The sequence below is a fragment of the Paraburkholderia sp. SECH4 genome (assembly GCF_030511745.1).
GTDB classification, from domain to species: domain Bacteria; phylum Pseudomonadota; class Gammaproteobacteria; order Burkholderiales; family Burkholderiaceae; genus Paraburkholderia; species Paraburkholderia madseniana.
In genome coordinates this window covers 1-1,662 of record NZ_JALOCP010000110.1, presented here as the reverse complement: position 1 = coordinate 1,662, position 1,662 = coordinate 1, and the positions used below count along the sequence as shown (strand labels likewise).

Below are 1,662 nucleotides of genomic sequence, written 5' to 3'. Positions count from 1 at the left end.
GGCGGCAACGACGAGAAGCACCGCCGACTCAGCACAAACCGGCATGGCCGGGACTCCGAATCTAGGGGCCCGGTCAGCTTTTACCCACTTACGCAAGGAGCTTTACATGGGCGCAACGGTCACAACTGGGAAGTGCGCAGCAGCTTTCCGCTCGAATGAAGGGGAGTTGTTCTATGTCCTTTTCGAGCGTCACTACGAGAAGAACGTCTATCCGCACGACGACCACTGGAGCGCGTTCGCATTCGGCACGCGAGAGGAGGTGTTTCGCCGCGTATTTGTCGGCGCATCGGACTGTTGCGGTGGCATGCTGCAAAGTCGGAGCGGCGAAATCAAGCCCGAGAACTACATCGAGTCGTGGAAGCAGGAGCTAAATCGTCCGGTCCAGATTCGCGATGTTGCCGTGTCGCTGAAGTTCGACCAATCATGGCGCGCGGCGGTGCCGGAAGATTCGTGCGAAAGAGTTGCCGACGCGCTTAATCGTGCGGGTTTCGCCGATCGGTTCGAGACTATCAGGAACGGTGGCATTGACGTGACGCTTTACGACGACACGGCCTTGTTGCATGCCATATACGGGGTTAATGGCGAGCTTTCCCCTTGGCGGATCTTCACGCATTCCGACACTGGCACCTTGCCGATTGACGTTCCCGCAGTGCGTAATGTTGCGGCACGGGAAGTCGAAATTCCGTCAATCCATTGCTACGCGATTGACCGAGACGTGCGGCTTGTTGCAGGCGAAAACGGCGAGTGGTCGCACGGTCAATGGGCTTACTCTGCGCTCGCCAGTTTCGTGACCGGCACGGCGCTCGAGCGGGAGCTCGTTCAACCGGGATTTGCCAAGACGACCATTCCGGCCGTGCGTGAAGCCCTGAACGACGCAGCGCCGTTGCCTGGGGACAGCCGCATTACCGTGCGCCGCACCGCGTGCAAGAAGGATTATCAGCAAAGCGACGTTGATGAACTGGCCCGAGGCCTTGGCTTGATCCGCGAGGGCGACCAGGCACCGGATGAATTCACGTTCTCCTTTTCTGACATCAAAGGCGAGGACGCTGACCGGGTACGTTATCGCGTCGGCTCGATGCGCGATGCGCTCACGTGGCATGTGCCCGAGACATCCAGTGCCGAGACCGTGCCGCCCGCGCCCGCGACTCAGGGCCAACTGAGCTTCTAACTGTTAGAACAGTGGAGAGTCATGAAAGACGTGATTGTTGATTGCCTTGCGAAGTTCGCCTGGGAGAAAGACAGCATTCTCGATTACTTCAATAAGAATTTCGAGACGTTTGTTGGGCCGGCACGGGCCTGCATCTGGCTGCGTTTCGATCACGAGTGCGATCGGTGGTGGCTCACCAACGGTGACTTCACCAGTGCAGGCGAAAACGTACTGGCGACAAGCCATGCGATTTTTCCGGTCGGCACGCCTGAAAGCGAAATCCAGCAAGTTGTCGCGGAGCTCGTCGCTGAGATGGAGCGCAAGATTGCAGGAGCGTTTTCGGTTCGTATGCTGGGCCGATAGGACAGTAAGCTGGAGAACGCGTCCTGCCAACGGATGATCGCTATCCGCCGCCGGCCTCGCGCCGGCGTTTTTGTTTCCGTTGGCGCCTCAGCCATCCAGCCGTGCCGCTGCACCTTGCGCGCCCGGCTTCGCCCGTCACGCAAGCCGACAGC

General features: G+C 59.3%; 2 protein-coding genes. Both read left to right on the top strand.

Translation table 11 applies throughout. The features are described 5' to 3' along the window. Positions 1 to 1,168: hypothetical protein (locus M0D67_RS41940; protein ID WP_266243666.1), on the top strand; the 1,168-nt coding region annotated here is incomplete at its 5' end. Between the two features lie 21 nt (positions 1,169 to 1,189). Beyond that, positions 1,190 to 1,510 (top strand): hypothetical protein, encoded by a 321-nt coding sequence (locus M0D67_RS41935; RefSeq protein WP_266243664.1) that lies wholly within the window; start codon positions 1,190 to 1,192, stop codon positions 1,508 to 1,510. Positions 1,511 to 1,662 lie beyond the last annotated feature (152 nt).